General features: G+C 47.7%; 22 protein-coding genes. 20 read left to right on the top strand and 2 right to left on the bottom strand.

Annotated features, from left to right (window positions below):
• The 5 genes from N7387_RS13715 to N7387_RS13695 all read left to right on the top strand — a co-directional run.
• Nucleotides 1-439 (top strand): TIGR02594 family protein (locus tag N7387_RS13715; RefSeq protein ID WP_279799656.1); only part of this gene is annotated, 439 nt, incomplete at its 5' end.
• A gap of 172 nt (nt 440-611) precedes the next feature.
• Entirely contained in the window at nt 612-1,301 is a 690-nt protein-coding gene (locus tag N7387_RS13710; protein ID WP_279799654.1) for a Rha family transcriptional regulator, read from the top strand.
• Complete coding sequence (locus tag N7387_RS13705) at nt 1,301-1,750, top strand: lysis protein (protein ID WP_279799662.1); 450 nt, start codon at nt 1,301-1,303, stop codon at nt 1,748-1,750. The genes N7387_RS13710 and N7387_RS13705 overlap by 1 nt, the downstream gene beginning before the upstream one ends.
• 60 nt (nt 1,751-1,810) lie before the next feature.
• Nucleotides 1,811-2,359 carry a hypothetical protein gene (locus N7387_RS13700; protein WP_279799652.1) on the top strand — a complete coding sequence of 183 codons (549 nt, stop codon included), beginning with the start codon at nt 1,811-1,813 and terminating at the stop codon, nt 2,357-2,359.
• A gap of 411 nt (nt 2,360-2,770) precedes the next feature.
• Nucleotides 2,771-3,433, top strand: a complete 663-nt coding sequence (locus N7387_RS13695) for a hypothetical protein (protein WP_279799650.1) — start codon at nt 2,771-2,773, stop codon at nt 3,431-3,433.
• Between the two features lie 306 nt (nt 3,434-3,739).
• Here N7387_RS13695 and N7387_RS13690 read toward each other — a convergent pair whose 3' ends face one another.
• Complete coding sequence (locus tag N7387_RS13690; protein ID WP_279799648.1) at nt 3,740-4,165, bottom strand: hypothetical protein; 426 nt, start codon at nt 4,163-4,165, stop codon at nt 3,740-3,742.
• 47 nt (nt 4,166-4,212) lie between these two features.
• Here N7387_RS13690 and N7387_RS13685 point away from each other — a divergent pair, with 47 nt between their 5' ends.
• The 10 genes from N7387_RS13685 to N7387_RS13640 all read left to right on the top strand — a co-directional run bounded on the left by N7387_RS13685 (nt 4,213) and on the right by N7387_RS13640 (nt 11,108).
• Complete coding sequence (locus N7387_RS13685; protein ID WP_279799646.1) at nt 4,213-4,875, top strand: hypothetical protein; 663 nt, start codon at nt 4,213-4,215, stop codon at nt 4,873-4,875.
• Between the two features lie 85 nt (nt 4,876-4,960).
• Nucleotides 4,961-5,458: an HNH endonuclease gene (locus tag N7387_RS13680; RefSeq protein WP_279799644.1), complete on the top strand. Its 498-nt coding sequence runs from the start codon at nt 4,961-4,963 to the stop codon at nt 5,456-5,458.
• A 261-nt stretch (nt 5,459-5,719) separates the two neighbouring features.
• The gene (locus tag N7387_RS13675; RefSeq protein WP_262860932.1) at nt 5,720-6,301 is read left to right on the top strand and encodes an RNA polymerase subunit sigma-70; all 582 of its coding nucleotides are present in this window, start codon (nt 5,720-5,722) and stop codon (nt 6,299-6,301) included.
• Entirely contained in the window at nt 6,285-8,249 is a 1,965-nt protein-coding gene (locus tag N7387_RS13670) for a phage terminase large subunit family protein (RefSeq protein ID WP_347815237.1), read from the top strand. Before N7387_RS13675 ends, N7387_RS13670 begins: the two co-directional genes overlap by 17 nt.
• A 9-nt stretch (nt 8,250-8,258) precedes the next feature.
• The gene (gene gpW / locus N7387_RS13665) at nt 8,259-8,510 is read left to right on the top strand and encodes a gpW family head-tail joining protein (protein ID WP_274371019.1); all 252 of its coding nucleotides are present in this window, start codon (nt 8,259-8,261) and stop codon (nt 8,508-8,510) included.
• Nucleotides 8,510-8,725 carry a hypothetical protein gene (locus N7387_RS13660; RefSeq protein WP_279799639.1) on the top strand — a complete coding sequence of 72 codons (216 nt, stop codon included), beginning with the start codon at nt 8,510-8,512 and terminating at the stop codon, nt 8,723-8,725. The genes gpW and N7387_RS13660 overlap by 1 nt, the downstream gene beginning before the upstream one ends.
• 138 nt (nt 8,726-8,863) lie before the next feature.
• Nucleotides 8,864-10,069, top strand: coding sequence for a site-specific integrase (locus N7387_RS13655; protein ID WP_279799637.1), 1,206 nt, complete (start codon nt 8,864-8,866; stop codon nt 10,067-10,069).
• A gap of 2 nt (nt 10,070-10,071) precedes the next feature.
• Nucleotides 10,072-10,296 (top strand): AlpA family phage regulatory protein, encoded by a 225-nt coding sequence (locus tag N7387_RS13650; RefSeq protein WP_279799636.1) that lies wholly within the window; start codon nt 10,072-10,074, stop codon nt 10,294-10,296.
• Between the two features lie 69 nt (nt 10,297-10,365).
• The gene (locus tag N7387_RS13645) at nt 10,366-10,647 is read left to right on the top strand and encodes an AlpA family phage regulatory protein (RefSeq protein ID WP_279799634.1); all 282 of its coding nucleotides are present in this window, start codon (nt 10,366-10,368) and stop codon (nt 10,645-10,647) included.
• 20 nt (nt 10,648-10,667) lie between these two features.
• Entirely contained in the window at nt 10,668-11,108 is a 441-nt protein-coding gene (locus N7387_RS13640) for an antA/AntB antirepressor family protein (protein ID WP_347815236.1), read from the top strand.
• Between the two features lie 171 nt (nt 11,109-11,279).
• Here N7387_RS13640 and N7387_RS13635 read toward each other — a convergent pair whose 3' ends face one another.
• Nucleotides 11,280-11,585, bottom strand: coding sequence for a YlcI/YnfO family protein (locus N7387_RS13635; RefSeq protein WP_279799632.1), 306 nt, complete (start codon nt 11,583-11,585; stop codon nt 11,280-11,282).
• Between the two features lie 192 nt (nt 11,586-11,777).
• Between N7387_RS13635 and N7387_RS13630 the strand changes: the two genes are divergently transcribed.
• Genes N7387_RS13630 through N7387_RS13610 form a run of 5 tightly spaced genes read left to right on the top strand, consistent with a single transcriptional unit; the run spans nt 11,778 to nt 15,370 of the window.
• Nucleotides 11,778-11,954 carry a host cell division inhibitor Icd-like protein gene (locus tag N7387_RS13630; RefSeq protein WP_279799630.1) on the top strand — a complete coding sequence of 59 codons (177 nt, stop codon included), beginning with the start codon at nt 11,778-11,780 and terminating at the stop codon, nt 11,952-11,954.
• The gene (locus N7387_RS13625; protein WP_279799628.1) at nt 11,947-12,144 is read left to right on the top strand and encodes a hypothetical protein; all 198 of its coding nucleotides are present in this window, start codon (nt 11,947-11,949) and stop codon (nt 12,142-12,144) included. Before N7387_RS13630 ends, N7387_RS13625 begins: the two co-directional genes overlap by 8 nt.
• Nucleotides 12,137-12,307: a DUF4222 domain-containing protein gene (locus tag N7387_RS13620; protein ID WP_279799627.1), complete on the top strand. Its 171-nt coding sequence runs from the start codon at nt 12,137-12,139 to the stop codon at nt 12,305-12,307. Before N7387_RS13625 ends, N7387_RS13620 begins: the two co-directional genes overlap by 8 nt.
• Nucleotides 12,304-12,660, top strand: coding sequence for a hypothetical protein (locus N7387_RS13615; RefSeq protein ID WP_279799626.1), 357 nt, complete (start codon nt 12,304-12,306; stop codon nt 12,658-12,660). Before N7387_RS13620 ends, N7387_RS13615 begins: the two co-directional genes overlap by 4 nt.
• Nucleotides 12,647-15,370: a TOPRIM and DUF927 domain-containing protein gene (locus tag N7387_RS13610; protein ID WP_279799625.1), complete on the top strand. Its 2,724-nt coding sequence runs from the start codon at nt 12,647-12,649 to the stop codon at nt 15,368-15,370. Before N7387_RS13615 ends, N7387_RS13610 begins: the two co-directional genes overlap by 14 nt.
• The last annotated feature ends 17 nt before the right edge of the window (nt 15,371-15,387 follow it).

The raw sequence follows: 15,387 nt of genomic DNA, 5'->3' as shown, positions 1-15,387 counted from the left end.
CGTATCAGAACACACAGCAGCTGGTTCTGCAGCAGTAGACCAGATGTGGATTGACAGCAAACTGCGCGGGCTGGTTGGCACTGCGCGTGAAACGCCGTGGTGTGCCGGATTTGTGAATGCCTGCCTGGAACGTGCCGGTATTCGTTCGACCCGTTCTGATTCTTCCCGCTCATATCTGGCGTTCGGTGACGCACTGAAAGAGCCTGTGTATGGCTGTATCGTCACATTCTCCCGCACCGGCGGCGGTCATGTTGGCTTTGTGGTCGGTAAGACAGAATCCGGTAACCTGATGGTGCTGGGCGGTAATCAGTCAGATGCGGTAAATATCAAGGCATTCAAAACTGACCGTGTTACCGGTTACCGCTGGCCGTCAGGTGTACCACTGGATACCCGCCCACTGCCGGTAGGTAATGCCGATCTGTCAGTGAAAGAGTCATAAGATGACCAGCCCTGACATTGCTCAGGGCTTTTATTTTTCAGCGCACTGACATGCGCAAAATTCAACTGAGAGCTTACAGAAACAGAGCCTGAGAAATATCGCTAAAGGTGGCGACCTCTCTCGGGGCGGTGTTTCTATGTCAGCAGACTCTGTCTCTATAGGAAATACGTTTATGAAACATTTAATTAAAAAATCAAATGGTCAGCCGGTAGTAACCACAGATGTGATCGCTGACGAATTCGGTCGTCAGCATAAAAATGTTCTGCAGGATGTCCGAAGTCTGATTGACAGCGGTCATTTAGGAGAGCTTGATTTCAAGCCCTCCTCATATATCTCAAAGCAGCGGAAGGAATTGCCGTGCTATGAACTGACTGAACGCGGTTTTCTGATCGTGATGCCATTTATCGGCGGAGAGAAAGCCAAAGACGGACAGGTTCGGTTGGTTGACAGCTTCATCCGGTTCCGTGAGAAAGCGGAAAAAGAAGCGGAAATCCGGCATCAGCGCGATGTTGCCAGAGTGGAGTACCGCCCGATGTCAGACGCGCTGAAATCAAGCCGGGAGCAGGAAGGGAAAGAAACAGAGTATTTTCATTACAGCACCGAGGCCGACATGATAAACGGTATTGTCCTGGGTAAAAAATCAGCCAAATTCAAAAAAGAGAATGACATCGGGAAGGACGAGGCCATTCGTGATTATTTGACCCGATGGCAGATTAAAGCCATCACGGAATTACAGCGGGCGAATACGGTGTTTATTTCCATGGGTTGGGATTACCACCAGAGAAAAGATTCACTACAGGGCATTTATAATAAAAACTTTCACAAACCACTGATGGAAGAGCAGGCGAGGTTAAATGAATGATGACTCTGCTGACTAAGGCTCTGCCCGGAGTCTGCGGAATACTGCTCATCGGCCTGCTGCTTACCCTGCATCTGTACGGTGGCCTGAAAGATAACTACAGGCGGTTGTCCTCTCAGTTTGCTGAACAGGTCGCCATCAACAAAGACTATCAGGAACGAACACAGAAACTTCACGAACTCGACACCAGGCACACACAGGAACTGGCAAATGCAAAAACTGAAATTGACCGGCTGCGTGTTGCTGCTGACCGTAACCCTGAGCGGGTGTACATCAGAGCCAGTTGTTCAAAGATCGGCAGCGATACCGCCACCGGCATGGATGATGCAGCCACCGCCCGACCTACTGACACCGCTATCCGAAATTATTGGTTACTCAGAGAGCGAATTGCAGAGTCAAAGCAGATGATCAAAGGGTTGCAGGGGTATATAAATACTCAATGTGTTAAATGATGGATGCTTGTATGGTGATTAGATAGAATAAGTTCTCAAAATATTAATGGAATACAGAGAATGGAAAAAATAAAAGCCTATTTCCGCGAGTCCGTAGGGTTACTAGCTTCAGTCGTTGTTTTAACGGCAGGCGTCTATTTATTTTCTGATTATTATTTTTCCTCACAAGGAGGAATGATGAGTTACGTTTTGTATTTTCTTAGCTCAATTTCTTTTTTTGTTATGGCTGTGATTGCGTTTAGTTTGATTGCTTCTGATGCAATGAAAACGTATGCGGAAATGAATTCAAAAAAAATGAAGCTCCTGCTGGCATTAATTGTTTTTGTAAACACATTCGGATTTATTGGCACTCTGATTATTTCTGTCAAAAACGTAGGGGACGCAACTAAATATATAGTAGCACCACCAGAACCTATTCCTTTGGTTCTCACAGCAGATTGCCAGCTTCCTGAAATACCTGATGGCATGACATATGGTGACGCAGTCCTATTACTGACAGACGCAATGAAGTCGATATCAGATTGCAATCACGATAAGCGGGCAATACGGGAGATTGAGAATGAACGGCAAAAAAGTACCAGTTCAGCAAACCAGCCTTCGCGAAATTGATATTGATATAGCCAAGACTGCATACAAAGACTATGCGCGGAGATATGGTGCCGACCAGTCATTCGAGCTGACAATGAGGCGCGGTGGGTTTTGCTGGGCTGAGCTTGCACATTTCCTGTATGGACAGATTCAGCACCTTGAGCGGGCAATACGGGAGATAGAAGCGGAGAGAGCAAAAAATAGCCCCATAACCAAGGAAAGGGGCAAGCTGGGAAGTAACTCATAATCACAATTCAATTGTTCACAATCGACTGTATCAGTTTAAGTTAAATGAAACTTAAACAATGTGAGATTGAATGGTATGTAATTGGTAGTATCTGGGTTCCGGAGCCGATTATCAGATGGTATTAACATGCTGTATATTAATACAGCTTAATATTGAACAATTTTATTAACACATAAGGATGTATTATGTCAGTCAATCTTGGTACTGCCCCTAAATTTACCCCTGTTTTTTTGGCTATTATGGATCGTGTGGCTGAGCGTAAAGCGGCCGCCCAGGAAGCAGGTGATATTGAAACAGCTAAGCGTCTGGCGGCAATGTATGATGGTACAAAACCGGAAGATTACCTTGTTGAGCCCATTCGTGAGATCGATGGTAAGAAGATCGTGGCATATATAAACCGTTCCCGTAATGTTTTTGAATCTGATTTTGAATTAGGTGATAAGGTCTATGATAGACAGACTATCATTGAGCTTATGGGGTTCAATATTAAAACGTTTTCTGATGAAGAAGCATGGAAAGCGGATATCTATAATGATCTCGACCCGTTTACGGGAGAACCCCGTATCGATATGTATTTTGATCATGGTGTGGAAATTTACACGCTAACGTTCGGAAAAGTGATGAACTCTGATTCCGCGGATCTTAATACGGCGATTGAACTTGCGAACCGTTATAACTTTGATGAAACCCGTTTCGAAATTGCAGCGAGTCTCAGTGACAATATGGGAGCCAGTGCAGTGCTGTTACTGGAAAGTCCGGTTATGGATAAGCGATTATATTTACGTATGTTTTCCCGAAACTACATTAAATACCTGAAAAAAAGCGAAGAAGATACTTTCGCGGGTTAATTTCTGGTAACCGTGATAGCACAAACAGGTTTTGCAATCTCTGAGCTTTTTCAGATAAAAAAAAGCCCTGAACCTTGAGGAACAGGGCTGAAAAGTAAATCAGAGGTCGTGCGATTTAATAGATAAATAATAGTCAGATGATTGTGTCTGGTGTCAGAGCAATCCTCGCAATAGTAACGGACGAAACTTAAACAAAAGTTAAATACCCGGATAAATAGTAGGGTTTATACATAGATAACCCATCACAAAGCCTGCTCACTGAGTGGGCTTTTTTAATTGGTAGTGCAGCAAGGCTATACTTATTCGTTATGACAAAGCTCTTATTATCACATCCCATTTATCTTGATAAGCAGACTCGAATTCTTTTGATACTTTGAACAACGGGACCTGATGCTGCCATGTCGATTTCATTAAAACATCGCGACTTGGGACAATGAATACCTCTGGCGTGCGGTCATTATGGATATCTTCGGATAAGTTACAAAAAATATAGAAAAGTGAATCAGAGGCGTGTGGTTTATTCTTTCCTACCATCCATTGTCTGGGGGCTGTACGTGCCCAGGACGCCTTTACTTGCACGCTGATACTCTTAGAACCATCAATTGTGGCAATAATATCAACCGCGCTGGTTCCGCTTGTGGTTAATGCGGAGCTTATCCCGAGTCGGGAAAGCATGTATGCAATATAATATTCACCTGCGTCACCAGCAGATTTAGAAGATAGCTTTTTCATTGGCGTGCCTGTTTGGTGTGAAAAATTTATATAAATAAGGTCTCATCATGGCAAATCTCACAGACCTGAGCAATCCGCTCCGAACTCTGCGGAAGCAGATACCCTTTGCTACCGCTCAGGCTATGACAGCTGTTGTCAGAAAGATTGAAGATGCGCAGAAAGTGGCAATGCAGCGACACCTGGAGAATCCGACTCCATTCACGGTGAAGAGTGTTAAAAGCCGTGGTGCCAGAAAAAGCGACCTGAAAGCGAAAGTATTCGTGATGAATACTGCCGCTGCATACCTTGAGCCGTTTGAGATAGGCGGGGTGCATAAACTCAACGGATCCGCGCTACTGAATCCGAAAGACATCAAACTGAACAAATACGGCAACCTGCCACGTAATAAGCTTTCCAGCCTTAAGAGCAAAGAAAACACCTTCATCGGTGATGTCGGTGGTGTTAATGGCGTGTGGCAACGGAAGAAAGCGAAGAAGGGCAAGAAAGCAAAGAAGGGCAAGAAAGGCCGGAAGCGTCTGCAGCGGTCACCTAACGGAACGCGCAGAGACAGAAAGAAACAACCGATGCCGAAACTGTTAATCCGGTTCGGTGATGCTCTGCCTGTTGAACCCGTGCTGGGATACCAGGACAGGGCAATGAAAATGACACAGGCGCTGTTGCCGCAGGAGATTAACCGGGCGATAGCAGAGGCGATACGGACGGCCAGATAGTCACACCTCCCCACCAATAAAAATCAGCATCCTGCAATACTGCGGGAGGCTTTGCCGCATCCACAATACGAGGCGTAATAACCACATGGGAAAGCTTACTCAAAGCAGACTCAGGGAACTGCTCGACTATAACCCTGATACCGGTGTATTTACCTGGCTACCTGATTTAAGTTGGGGCAGCAGGCGTAGAGGTGTTGCAGGGTCACTATCGAATGGGTATGTCACCATAGGCGTAGATGGTAAGCAATACCGAGCACACCGGTTAGCCTGGCTATATGTTTATGGGTGCTGGCCTGTCGGTATGCTTGACCATATTAACAGGGTAAAGACTGACAACCGAGTTTCTAATCTACGTGAAGCATCCAATGAAGAGAACCAGAGAAACGTTGAAGTTGGCAAGAAAAACAAGTCAGGCTTCAAAGGGGTCTTCTGGGAACCTTCGCGACAGAAGTGGAAGGCGAGAGCGCAGATGAATAAAAAGAAATACACCATTGGGCGATTCGACAGGATTGAAGATGCCGTCGCTGCGTATGAAGGATTTTGCCGCCAGAATTATGGTGAATTTTATGTTCCGCAACAGTGATGCTATCTATATGTTCCGTAATTATTTTTTGGGTCCTTACCAGCGATAATTACAACACGGGTCATTGCGCGCCGCGTTCTGCGGCTAGCTGTGAAATTTTGATTTTGTGTCCCATGTCCCATGACAGCGGGAGGGTACTTTCATTTCTGATTCAAAAAGTTACGTAAAAAATTTCTGAGTTTTGTGTCCCATAAAATGTGGGACATGTCCCGCGCAATGTCCCATGTGTCCCGATGTCCCACGTCAGCAGGAAAATGTCCCATGACCACGATGAATATTTCCGACTATGCGAAGCATGCGGATGTGAACCGTAAGACGATCACCCGGTGGATAAAGGCCGGAAAATATATCGTGATGGCCGGGGATGAAATCGACGTGGAGGCCAGTGACCGGAATCTGAAAAAGTACCGGGACAGCAAAGATCCGCGCACGAAGAATGCGGTGAAAAAATCTGATGCTCCGGAGAAGAAACCGGCGAAAGAAAAAGGCGATTTTCAGCAGCGCGCCGAATCTGTTTATGCCCGACTGGTTTCCGGTGAAATAGCCGTTCGTCCGCTGGAAGAATCCAGGGCCATCAAAGAGCACTACTTTGCTGAGCTGGCCCGGCTGGAGTACGAAAAGGAATCCGGACAGGTGCTGCCGTGGCAGGACATGATCGATAAAGTGGGCGGGGAGTATCACGCCATGCGTACCCGCCTGATTGCGATAGCCCCTGAACACGGTCCCCGCCTGCGGTCGCTGGCACTGACTTCCTCTGATACAGAGTTTGTGGCCGCGCTGCAGGATATCATTCATGAGGCGATGGAGGAATTGAGCCTTGACCACAGTGAACAGGGGGGATAATGCATGGCAACAATTCACCCGTGCACTGAGTCAGAAACGCGCTGTCGTCAGACCTCCGGAAGCCTTATCGCTGAGCGAGTGGGCGAACAAATACGCGGTGCTGTCGAAAGAGAACGCCGCACAGACCGGCCGCTTCCGGTCATTTAAATATCAGGACGGCATTATGGATGCCTTTACCGATCCGTCGGTAACCCAGGTGTCCGTGATGAAATCCGCCCGTGTCGGGTATACCAAAATTCTCGACCATGTGGTTGCTTACTATCTGTCGCATGACCCGTCCCCTATTCTGGTGGTTCAGCCCCGTGTGGAGGATGCGGAGGATTACAGTAAGACCGAAATTGCGCCGATGCTGCGCGATACCCCGGCACTGAAAGCCATCGCCGGTGAGGCCAAAGCAAAAGACAGCGGCCAGACTATCCTTAAGAAGCAGTTTTCCAACGGAGCCAATTTGACGCTGGTGGGTGCAAACTCACCCGGCGGGTTTCGTCGTATCACCTGCCGGATCATCCTGTTTGATGAAGTGGACGGTTATCCGTCCGGCGGTGCCGGTTCGGAGGGTGACCAGATTGCTCTGGGTATCAAACGCTCGGAAACATTCTGGAACCGGAAAATCGGCCTCGGTTCAACGCCGACCGTAAAGAATGTCAGCCGTATCGAGAAAGCCTATAACGAAAGTGATCAGCGGCACTACTGGGTACCGTGTCCGCACTGCGGCGAGTTTCAGATTCTGGAATGGGGCGGTCCCGATACGCCTTACGGCATGAAGTGGGATAAGGATGCTGACGGTAACGGCCTGCCGGATACCGCCTATTACGTCTGCCGCCACAATGGATGTGTTATTCACGACAGCGACAAATCGCTGATGATTAAAAACGGGGAATGGCGCGCTGAAAAGCCGTTTACCGGTCACGCCGGATTTCACATCTGGGCTGCGTACAGTCTGTTCCCGAATGCGTCCTGGCCGAATCTGGTGAAAGAATGGCTGCGGGTGAAAGATGATCCGCTGATGCGGCAGACCTTTATCAACCTGGTTCTCGGTGAGCCATATGAGGACCGGGGCGAAAAAGCCCTGAGTGAGCAAAAACTGCTGGAACGCTGTGAGGTGTGGGCGGCGGAAGTACCGGACGGTGTCACTCTGCTGACTGCCGGTATTGATACACAGGATGACCGTTTTGAAATTGAGGTGGTCGGCTGGGGTCGCAGTGAGGAAAGCTGGTCAGTTGCACACGATGTGATTGAGGGGGATCTGGAAACACCGGAGCCGTGGGATCGCCTCGATGCATACCTGAAACAAATCTGGCGGCGTTCCGATGGTCGCGGGTTTGCCATTATGGCGGCCTGCATGGACTCCGGCGGTCACCACACCCAGGCGGTTTATGATTTCTGTAAAGCGCGTCTTGGTCGCAGATTGTGGGCTATCAAAGGTGAATCCGCCCGTGGCGGTAAACGCTCACCGATCTGGCCGACAAAACGCATCACATCCCGTTCGAAGGCCGGATTTAAACCGGTGATTATCGGCGTGAACGCGGCAAAAGATGCGGTGCGCGGTCGTCTGCATCTGGAACCACCGGCAGCCGGTGAACCGGCACCGGCGTATATGCACTTTCCGGTTGACCGGGATTTGCAGTATTTCGGTCAGCTGCTGGCAGAGCGATCAGTGATAAAAGTCTCCGGCGGTCAGCGGTACCGGGTCTGGGAGCAGATACCGGGGCGGGCCAACGAAGCACTGGACTGCCGTGTGTACAGCTATGCCGCCCTGTGCAGCCTGATGTATATGGGCCTCAAACTCAATGCGCTGGCTGATGCTGTTTCCGGTAATCCGGAGCGGCTTATTGAACCGCCGGCAGAGCCTCAGACCAAAATCAATCTTCGCTTCCCGGGAGCAATCATCCCGGAGGAAACCAACGAAAAACCTCAGCGGAAGCGGATATCCCAGCTTTTGCCATAAGGAGTGTCAATGTCACGAATTACCACGCTGCTTACCGGCATGAGTGATGCACAGTTAAAACAGGCACTCGCTCAGGCGCAGCAGGCCTATATCGACCTGTCAACCGGTGCCAAAGGTGTTTCATTTTCCTATACACAGGGTGACGGGACGCGATCGGTGTCCTATCAGCAGACCAGTCTGGGTGATTTGCTGGCGCTGATCCAGACAATACAGGCCATGCTGAGGATCTCCCGCAGGCGTCCAATCAGGGTGAGGTACTGATGACTGTACAAATCTTAGGAGCAGACGGGCGCCCGTTGCCACCTTCTGCCCCGAAAATGAAGTACGGGGCACTGTCCGGCAGTGGCAGAGTACCGTATGACGCGGCGGATTCATTCAGTGATCAGATGGCGAACTGGCAGCCAGCGCTGTGGTCGCCGGATAATGAAATTAACATCTACCGTGAGTATATAAACTACATATTTTACAGGGTGTGAGGTGTGCTCATGTTGTTACTAATAATCTGAAAAATAAGATATTTTAATTTTTTGGTGTTTTCGTGTTTTTCCACTTTTTTTGACCATTGCAACACTCTGTGTATTGCAGCGTGTATTGCAAATTGAGAGGTGTTATGGATGGCTGTTAATAAACTTAGTGATAAAAAACTCAAATCACTACACTGTAAGCAAACTGATAAGCAGCAAGTTATCGCAGATGGTAATGGTTTGTCAGCCAGAGTTAGCAAAACGGGGACTATCAGCTTTATTTTTTTCTATCGGCTTCATGGGGGGAAAAGTTCACCTGTATGGCTGACGCTGGGCAAATATCCGGATTTAAGTTTAAAAGCAGCAAGAGAGCAAAGGGATAAGTGCCGGACATGGTTAGCTGAGGGGAAAGACCCCAGAATACAACTGAAAATAATAAAAGAAGCAACCCTGAAACCAGTAACGGTTAAAAATGCTATAGAGTACTGGATTAATAACTATGCCGTTAATAAACGCAAAGCAGCGCAGGCAATCCGGGCTTGTTTTTATAAGCATGTTTATAAAGAGATTGGTGACATTCCGTTGAATGAATGTTCTTTAACTATGTGGATTAAATGCTTCGACAAAATAAAAAGAAATCACCCTGTGCAATCTGGTGATATTTTAAGAATATCACAGCAGGCACTGAAGTATTGCAGGGTAAGAAAATATGCAATTAGTCATGAGATTGATGATTTAAAAGTTGAAGATGTTGGCAAAAGAAGCAATAGAAGAAACAGAGTTTTAACAAAAGATGAATTACGGGATTTGTGGCAGTGTATTAATAAAGATTACGATAATCACATCATTTCACATGAGTATAGAATCATTCTGATGTTTTTAGTTGTTTTTGGGTGCAGGATGTCAGAAATACTATTATCAACATGGGATGAATGGGACTTTATAAATAATTTGTGGAGAGTGCCGCCTGAGCATAGTAAGAATGGTATGGAGATCATCAGACCTATACCGGATAACTTCAGGCATTGGTTATTATCACTTCATAATGCAACGAAAAACAGATCTCATGTTATCGGCTTTGTCATGAAACAAGCTACTGTTAGCTCAACTATCGGGCAATTATGGAAAAGACTAAACCACAAAGAAAATTGGACAGCACACGATATGCGAAGAGTGCTTGCCACGAATTTAAGCGATAACAATTTTGAATATAATGTAGTTGAGCAGCTATTAGGGCATTCATTAGCTGGTGTTGCCGGAATATATAACAGAAGCAAGTATATTGAACAAAAAAAAGAGGCTCTTGTCTGGTGGGTCGATTACCTTAATTCATTAATTAAAAAAGATGAGGCGTAAAAATGATAGCTATTTTAACTCGTGATGAGTTGGATAATCTTGATGGGATTGATAGGTTAATAAAAATAGAGGAATGCGAATGGTTGACATCATTGAATAGCCAATATATACGCAAGCTTGAGAATAAAGGTGAATTTCCACAAAGAATTATGATCGGGCCAAAAACAAAATTACATCGCTTATCTGAGGTTCAGGACTGGATAAAAGGTACTTGGAAGCCTGAGTAAAATCAATTAATATATATTTAATACAACCTCGCTAATATGCGGGGTTTTTATTTTTGGAGCGCAGGAAATATGAAAATTAAATTTAACCAGCCAACACCGGAAGAACGTCAGCTAATTTTAAATGAATATGGTGAGAAATATGATCGCCGTATCAGGGAAAAAGAATGTGAGCATATAACAAGCCTGTCGCGTTCCCGCAGGTGGCAGTTAGAAAATGAGGATAAATTTCCTAAGCGTGTGCCGCTGGGTAAAAATTCTGTTTCATGGTTACTGAGTGATGTGCTGTTGTGGGTTCGCAATCCGCCGGTGGTGGATAACGTCAATAATCCGCATAGCCGTAAAACCGCGTAATTAACCACAGGTAATCGAATATGAAAAAAATAAATGCCTTAACTGGCAGCGGCCAAACTCACCCTGAAAACGGATTGACTAATACCTTTGATAATTTAATTCCTGTTGTTAATAACAATATTGACGGGAAAGAAATTCAGACGGTAAGCAGCCGTAAATTACACTCATTCCTGAAAGTTGGGCGTGATTATACGAGTTGGATTAAAGGACGAATTAAACAATATGGTTTTGTTGAGAATATCGATTATATCGTTGTGGAAAATTTGAGCGCCCCAAAACGGGGGAGCGCAAAATTTAGGCAGCAGATTGAGCATGATTACATTGTCAGTCTCAACATGGGTAAAGAATTGTCTATGGTTGAGCGTAACAGCCGGTTACTCGCAAAAGAAAAAAGACAGCGTGCAGGCTGTCTTAATTCAATTCTATACGGACTTACCATCTTCAAGAGGGTCAGTTACTAGCTACCCCGATGATATCGGGTTGGTTCAGAGGCTCCCCGACGATATCGGGTTGGTTCTGGCGATCCTGACAGCCGGGGTTTGCACAAAGCCAACGATATTGGCTCAGTCTGGGTGTAGTCATATGACCATACCTTCCGCTGGTGGGCGGGATTTGAACCGTATAAATAATATTTACTCGGTTGATTGCTTGGTTTTGCGTTGTAATTCATCTTGGACGACACTGAGAAGTAATTTTATTTCACCGTTGGCTTTAATTCCTATTTCTTCAATGCGGGAAAGAGTGTCAAGTGCCGACATTAACGGATCTTTGCCTGTTTCGCTGGCTTGTCTGCGTACTATCTCGCTGCGCATAGCTGCGACAATGAACCCCGCATTGCTTTCATTGGGCTGTTTTACGTCTTCCATACCATCCATAACGTCATGTGGGATTCGAACGGTAGTTAACTGTGATTTTGCATTTTTGTTTGGTGTTGCCATATTTGAAACTCCTATATACAAGTGTGTTTCACTATACAGCAAAAAAGAAATACAAAAAAGGTTGACGTGTGTTTCATTAATAAATAATATGAAATACATAAAGAATGTTAACTGTAATACAATACAGCAACGCCCCGAAGTGCTAGAGACACTATCGAGGCGTCTAACCACAACGTAATGGAGTCTTACGATATGGCTATGTATAAGTCTACCCAAACTCACCCCAAATTTAAATGGCGTTTCTTTTCCTGCCAGCAGTCCAGATATTTCACCGTTGAAGCCCGCAGCGAACAGGAAGCCCGTTCTATGCTGCCTGATGCGCCGTGTCTTTTCTCTGCCCGGATCCGTCAGGGGGTGAGCCATGGATAAATCAATTGCACTGCTCAACGCTGAGTATAAATCAGGCCAGATCAGTACGCTGTTTGAAGTGATTTTCGATCATATCTGTGAGCAGGAAGTGGTTGACCGCCACCTGTTAGATTTAATCGGCATTGCCTGTGACCTGAATAACCAGATTAAGCAGGGTGTGACTTCTGCTATGGAGGCTACTCATGCGTAATCCGCAGCCGAATGAGTATTACACCCACAATAACGGTGACACGGTATTAGTCCTGTCCGTTCAGTTTAACCGGGTGACGTTTATCCGTGACGGGTTCGACAGCCCGGTAATTATGACACTGAACCAGTTCATCAAAGAATACACCTACGCAGGGAGAGCATGATGATGGCTGATAAAAAAGAAATCAAACCCGCTGATATCCATGATTATTTAATCCGGACTGATTTGAATCAGTTAAGTACGGAGGAGCTGCAAAGACTTCAGGGGATTTCTGTCAGCGCAAGTGACGGGATTATGGCAGGACTGAAAGCAATGGGGGAGTGTGCGTTTTGGGCGTGTGACAGTGAAAATTACAGTGACAGCCAGGCAAAAGATGATCTCCGCCGTATCAGTGAATCCCTGATGTATTTACCCCATATCGCCGAAGCCTTGAGGCTCAACGCAGATAATGCACGATTTCTGATTTACCAGCGTGACGGTTTTCCGTTTGCGGAGGTGAACAATGGGGAGCATTGATTTAATCCGGGCTGTGAAACTAAAAGCTAACGGGCAATGGCAGGGCATACTGTCGGCTGTAGGGGCAGATCTGCCGGTAAATACACATACAGCGTGCCCGGGATGCGGTGGAAAAGATCGGTTCCGCTTTGATGATAAGGATGGCAACGGCACGTTTATCTGTAACCAGTGCGGCGCAGGTGACGGGTTAGACCTTGTTCAGCGTGTGCTGGGCGTGGGTGTGACAGAAGCCGCGAAAGAAGTCGCCGGGATTATTGGTATTGATACCCGTTCAGACCATCGGCCAGCCAGTGAACAGATTCCGGTTAACGGGCAGCAGGAGAGTCACAGAGCGGCGCAGCAGCAGAAAGAAGCCCGTGGCGCAACAGAGCGGTTAAAACTTTTTACCGCCCGTTACAGCGGTCTGTTATCGCAGGTTCAGCAGGGCGAAGCCTCTTATCTGGCAGGTAAAGGGCTGACCGGCTTCATGCTGCCGTTACTGCCTGACGGGTCAATCCTGATCCCGCTGATGAATGCGACCGGTACCGTCACCGGCGCACAGACCATTAAGCCGGACGGCGGGAAACGTCTGTTAACGGACAGCACGAAGAAAGGCAGTTACTACCCCGTCAATGCGCCTGAGAATGTTTCTGAGGTGATTATCGCGGAGGGGCTGGCAACAGCCCTGACGTGTCACTTAATCTGCCCTGACGCGCTGACCGTGGCGGCAATAGATGCCGGGAATCTGATCCACGTTGCGAAGGACTTTCGAGACCAGTACGCGCACGCGACCCTCATCATTGCTGCCGATAATGACGCAGATAACACAGTGAACACCGGCAGGGAGAAAGCAGAAGCAGCAGCACGGGCTGTTAACGGTCAGGTGGTTATACCAGCCACCAGCGGGGACTGGAACGATGTGTATCAGGCGGAGGGGCTGGATGCCGCAATACAGGCATTTAATCAGGGGATGTATCAGGTTCAGGGAGAAGCAGAAATGACATCATCAGTTGTGATTAAACTGGATGATCACCGCGAGAAAGAGCGGGATCCGCTGATCCCGTTTGTGGATATCAGGAAAGAAGGGCTGTATTACGTCACACCGAAACTGGATAAAGAAACCGGTGAAATTATCCGCCCCGAACAGTGGCTGTCTGATCCGATGAAACCCGTAGCGCGGGGCATGAATGAGTATGAGGAACACTACCTGATTGTTGAATACGGGCGCGGAAAAACAAAGGCATTGCCGAATGAGGGGCTGGGGGATCGTGAGGGATGGAAGTCTCTCCGCCGTACCGGGGTTAATGTGACGGCAAAACCCGCCATGAGAAACATATTATCCGACTGGCTGGACAGTCACCGGCATCTTGAAACGTGGAGTATCACCCATAAATCCGGCTGGCACCAAGGCGCGTACATCATGCCGGACGGCTCTGTTATCGGTACTCCGGATCAGCCGGTACTGTTTAACGGACAAAGTGCGGCCGCCACTGCGTATCAGGTCAGTGGAACGCCGGAGAGCTGGCGGGATGATGTGGCACGGCTGGCGGACGGCAATATCTTCATGATGTTTGCTATCGGTGCGGCTCTGGCGGCACCCATGACCGGGATCACTATGGCAGACAGCTTTGGTATTCATATTTACGCGCAGTCCACTGCCGGTAAGAGCACCACGGCAGATATGGCGGTGAGTCTGTACGGGCACCCGGATTTACAGCGGCTGACGTGGTACGGCACCGCCTACGGTATCGCTAATGAGGCCGTGGCGCACAATGACGGGCTTTTGTATCTGGATGAAGTCGGACAGGGGGCAGATCCGAAACACGTCTATAAATCGGCGTACACGCTGTTTAACGGCAAAGGTAAGATTCAGGGGGCGAAAGACGGTGGAAACCGCCCTATGGAAAACTGGCGCACCGTGGCGATAAGTACCGGTGAAAAGGATATCGAAACATACCTGCTGAATGCCGGTGTGAAAGTCAATGCGGGTCAGTTGGTCCGGTTACTGAATATCCCGATAGAACGCGCTGTTGAGCTGCATGAGTGCGAATCCGGCAAGCACCACGCTGATACTATCAAGGTAAACTGCCGCGCTCATTACGGTTCTGCCGGTCGTCACTGGATTGAATACCTGTCAGCACACAAGGATGAAGCGCGGGAGGCATACCACTCAGCACAGAAACGATGGAACAAGCTGATCCCGGCGAATTACGGGGAACAGGTTCACCGGGCCAGTGACCGTTTCGCGATGGTTGAGGCGGCATTACTGACAGGACGGATAATCACCGGCTGGAGTGAGCAGGATTGCCGTGATGCGGTTCAGGCTGTGTTTAATATCTGGCTGGCAGAGTTCGGCACCGGTAACAAAGAAATTGAGCAGATAGTCGAACAGGCAACCGCTTTTCTGAATACCTACGGCATGAGCCGATATGCACCGTTACCCTATGATGAACGGGATATGCCGGTCCGTGATCTTGCTGGTTACCGGGAACGGAAAGGCGGTCATGATGATGCGCCGGTTATTTTTTACACCCTGCCGTCCGCATTTAAACAGGAAATGGCAAAAGGGTTTAATGCGGAGTCATTTGCGGCAGCACTGACAACGATAGGGATGTTAAAGAAACCAGCCAAAGGGAAGGGCTATCAGGGACGGACTCCCCGCCTGAAACACCTGGGGAATACTCAGCAGCGGGCATACGTGATGATGCTGATACCGGATGAGGAAGAATAACCCACATAAGGAAAAAT

Origin of the sequence: Morganella sp. GD04133, from assembly GCF_029835375.1 — a bacterium.
Classification (GTDB): Bacteria; Pseudomonadota; Gammaproteobacteria; order Enterobacterales; family Enterobacteriaceae; genus Morganella; species Morganella morganii_B.
This window is presented reverse-complemented; position numbering and strand designations above follow the sequence as displayed.